5 protein-coding genes are annotated in these 3924 nt (G+C 66.4%); all 5 read right to left on the reverse strand.

Annotation, left to right across the window (positions count from 1 at the left end):
• Positions 1-23: 23 nt before the first annotated feature.
• The gene (locus tag AC1D00_RS30765) at positions 24-791 is read right to left on the reverse strand and encodes an ABC transporter permease (protein ID WP_477013252.1); all 768 of its coding nucleotides are present in this window, start codon (positions 789-791) and stop codon (positions 24-26) included.
• Positions 788-1552 (reverse strand): ABC transporter permease, encoded by a 765-nt coding sequence (locus tag AC1D00_RS30770; protein ID WP_135175559.1) that lies wholly within the window; start codon positions 1550-1552, stop codon positions 788-790. The genes AC1D00_RS30765 and AC1D00_RS30770 overlap by 4 nt, the downstream gene beginning before the upstream one ends.
• Entirely contained in the window at positions 1549-2355 is an 807-nt protein-coding gene (locus AC1D00_RS30775) for an ABC transporter ATP-binding protein (RefSeq protein ID WP_477013253.1), read from the reverse strand. Before AC1D00_RS30775 ends, AC1D00_RS30770 begins: the two co-directional genes overlap by 4 nt.
• Positions 2352-3056 carry a GntR family transcriptional regulator gene (locus tag AC1D00_RS30780; protein ID WP_027543381.1) on the reverse strand — a complete coding sequence of 235 codons (705 nt, stop codon included), beginning with the start codon at positions 3054-3056 and terminating at the stop codon, positions 2352-2354. Before AC1D00_RS30780 ends, AC1D00_RS30775 begins: the two co-directional genes overlap by 4 nt.
• Before the next feature lie 12 nt (positions 3057-3068).
• A partial coding sequence (locus AC1D00_RS30785) for an ABC transporter substrate-binding protein (protein WP_477013254.1) occupies positions 3069-3924 on the reverse strand: 856 nt, incomplete at its 5' end.

A 3924-nucleotide genomic window follows, 5' to 3' on the forward strand; every position in this document is an offset into this window, starting at 1 on the left:
TGTATTTGGCGATGCGATCACCGCTACCGGGCCGCAGTCTGCCAGGCGAGCAGTCGCTGCTCGACGAGCGACATCGCAATCGACGTCAAATATCCGGTCGCACCGAGCAGGATGACGCCGGCGAAGAGGTCGGCGGATCGGAACGCGCGTGCCGAGAGCAGGACCCATTGACCAAGGCCGTCGAGTCCGGCCAGGATTTCGCAGACCACGGAGAGAATCAGCGCAACCGTCRGGCTGAGGCGCATGCCGGCGAGGATATCAGGCAATGCCGAGGGCAGGGCGATCTTGCCGATGATTGCGGCGCGCGACATCTGCAGCGAGCGGGCGACCTCATAGAGCCGCGGCTCGACCGCGGCAAAGCCGTGAATGGTCGCAAGCATGATCGGCCAGATCGCGCCGAAGGCGATCACGAACAGCGCCATGCCTCGCGTCAGCCCGAGCATGGCGATCGCAACCGGGATGATCGCCGAGACCGGAAGGGGCCGCAAAAATTCCAGCGACGGCGCGACATAGGCGCGCATCATCTTCGACGATCCGATCAGCGCGCCGAGCGCAATGCCGGCGATCGATGCGGCGAGCCAGCCATAGGCCATGTGCTCGAGCGTGCCGATCAGCTTGCCCGCGAGATCGCCGCTTGAAAAGCCCCGCATCAGGGCGGCCCAGGCGCGGTCCGGACCGGGCAGGAACACCGGCGAGACCAGCCGCAGATTGGCGGCGAGCTGCCACGCCGCGATCAAGCCGGCCGCGACGAGGATGCTAGCGACGCGCCAGAGGATCGCAGCGCGGTTCATGGATTGTCTCCGGCAAGCGCGGCGCGGCCGAACAGGCGGCGCTGGGCCGCAATCAACAGGATGTTCAGTGCGTAGCCGATCACGCCGATCCAAAGCAGATAAGCGAGCATCAGGTCGGCGCGCAGTGCCTGCTGCGCCAGCATGATGCCGGCGCCGAGCCCGATCGGATTGATCGCGATCTCGACGGTGACGGCGACGATCAGGGCAATGCCGGCCGACAGGCGGAAGGCGACGAAGATCCGCGGCAGTGCGGCCGGGATCACGATCTTCGCGATCCGCTGCGGCGCGCTCAGCCGCAGGGCCCGCGACATCTCCATCAATCGCGGCTCGATGCTGCGCACCGCGCTGCGCGTCAGGATCAGCATCGGCCAGACGCAGGCGAACGCCACGATCACGATCTCCATCCGGTAGCCGAAGCCGAGCGCGATCAGCGCAATCGGCAGCAGCGCGATCGACGGAATCGGACGGATCGCCTCGACCGTCACCTCCATCAGCCGGTCAAGGGGACGCGAGATGCCGAAGGCGATGCCGAGTGAAAGCCCGATGGCGCTGCCGATCGCGAGGCCCGCAAAGGCGGCGAACAGCGTGTCGCGGGTCGCGATCGGAATTGAGAGGTCGGCAAGCGCAGCGGCCAGCGCCGCGAGGATCGCGCTCGGCGGGGCCAGGCTGTCGCTTTGCAGATGGGTGAGGCGCGCCCACAGCTCGAACGCCAGCGTGAGCGCCAGCGGCAACAGCAGGGGCCTGGCGCGGTCGAGGCTCAATGTTCGGTCGCCTTGATGAAGTCGAACAATTGCCGGCGCAGCCGCAGGAATTCCGGATGCTCGCGGGTGGCGAGCTGGTCGCGCGGACGCGGCAGGTCGACATCGAGCTCGATCCCGATCCGGCCCGGATGCGGCAGCAGGCCGACGACGCGGTCGCCGAGATAGATCGCCTCGTCGAGATCGTGGGTCACGAAGATCACGGTCGTCTGGCTCGCGTGCGTCAGCGACAGGACCTCGTCCTGCAAGCCCTGGCGCGTCATCGCGTCGAGCGCGCCGAACGGCTCGTCCATCAGCAGCGTCGTCGGCTCCTGCGCAAGACAGCGCGCGATCTGCAGGCGCTGCTGCATGCCCCCCGACATTTCGCTCGGATATTTGTCGGCATGGCCGGGCAAGCCGACCTTGCGCAGCAGCGCCTCGATGCGCGCGCCGCGCTCGCGCGCCGGCACACGAGAGGCTTCCAGCGCTAGCGAGATGTTTCCGGCTGCGGTCCGCCACGGCAACAGCGCCTTGCCATAATCCTGGAACACGATCGCGACCTCGCGGCGCGGCTCGGTGATCGGCTCGCCGTCGAAGGTGACGGCGCCGCTTGTGGGGCGATAGAGGCCCGCGGCGAGCCGCAGCGCCGTGGTCTTGCCACAGCCTGAGGCGCCGACGATGCAGAGGAATTCGCCCGGCCGCACCTCCAGATCGAGATTCTCGATGATGGTCTTGCCGCCGAGCCGCAGCGTCGCGGCGTTGAACGCGATCAGCGTTTTTTGCCGCCGCGCGGCGCGCGCTTCGTCGAGCATGGCAACGACACTCATGATTGCTCCCCGCTCGCCTGCGGATAGACGAAATCGATGGTCGAGTGCAGATGCGCCGCCAGCATTTTTTGCGCGGCGGCCAGGTCACGGGCAAGCACATGGTCGGCGAGCATCTGGTGACTCCGGATAAACCCTTCGCCGCTGTCGATCGCACCCATCATCACGCGGCGGTAGCGATAGGCCTGGTCGTAAAGGTCGGAATGGGCCGCCAGCATTCGCTGTGAGCCGCAGGCGGCGAGCAGCGCGGTGTGAAAGCCCTTGTGGAGCCGGTCGAAATCGGCCGCGCCTTCGCGGAATTCATTGCCGGTGCGCTCGATATGCCGGCGCATCTGATGCAGCGCGCTGACGATGCCAGCCTCCCAGGCGACATCGCCATGGAGAATGGCGAGCCTGACGGCCTCGATCTCGACCGCCGTCCGCATGCAGGTGATGTCAGCGAGATCCTCGCGGCTGACCTCTGCGACGCGAAAGCCGCGCTGGCCGATGCCGACGATCAGGCCGCGTGACATCAGCCGCGATAGGCCTTCGCGCAGGGGCGTCGCGCCGATCTCGTAGCGCTGCACGAGATCGACGATGCCGAGCCGCGATCCCGGTGCGAGATGTCCGGCCAGGATGTCCTGCTCGATGAGGGTTGCGGCGCGCTCGCTCAACGTTCCGGCTTCAGCCGGAGCACGGTCGAGAGCGCGTTCGGGAGCAGGCATCGCCAATGTCCTTTAGTTCAGCACCAGTTTCGCGGTGACGAGCTTCGATTGCAGCATCTTTTGCGACGACATCACGTCGATCCACCAGCTGAGGTTTTCCGGCTTGAGGTTCGGCTCGGACTGGTTCGGCGGCGTCGCCTTGACGAGCTCGAGCGGCTGCTTGGTGAACTTGGCGATCGAGGCGGAGGCCTTCTCGCGATCGCTGTTGACGATTGGGGCGGCCTCCGCGATGGCCTCGCGGAATTTCTTCACGGTCGCAGCGTTCTTCTCCGCCCAGTCTCGCGACGCGGCGTAGAAGATGATCGGATCGGTGCGGCCGAGCTCGGCGCCGTACCGCGCGCCGACTGAGCCTAATCCCGCATTGGTCATGCGTGTGACGAACGGCTCGGCCGTGAGCACGGCATCGACGCCGCCGGACTTGATGATGTCGGCCATGCTCGGGAACGTGACTTCGACGAAATTGACGCTCTTGGGATCGACGCCTTTCTCCACCAGCCATTTCACGAACAGCACGTGGAGGAAGGCGTTCAGGCCGGGCGCGCCGACCTTCTTGCCGACGAAATCCTTCGGCTCCTTGATGGTGAGGCCGTTGCGGACGAAGGCGGCGATCGCGGTGTTCGAGGTCGTGTTCATGACCGAGGCGCCGGCGATCGCGACGAGGYCGAGGCCGCCGTCGACGGCCTGGAGGAAGACGGTGGAGGTGGGGCCGCCGACCTGAATCGAGTTCGACAGGATTGCCGCCGGGATGTTGGAGTTGATCGCGATCGGCGTCATCTCGACGTCCAGCCCGTGCTTCTTGAAGATGCCTTCGTCAACCGCGACCATGGCCGATGCGCAGTCGGAGGTCGCGGTGCAGCCGATCTGGATC

This window comes from Bradyrhizobium sp. P2_E8 (assembly GCF_056403875.1).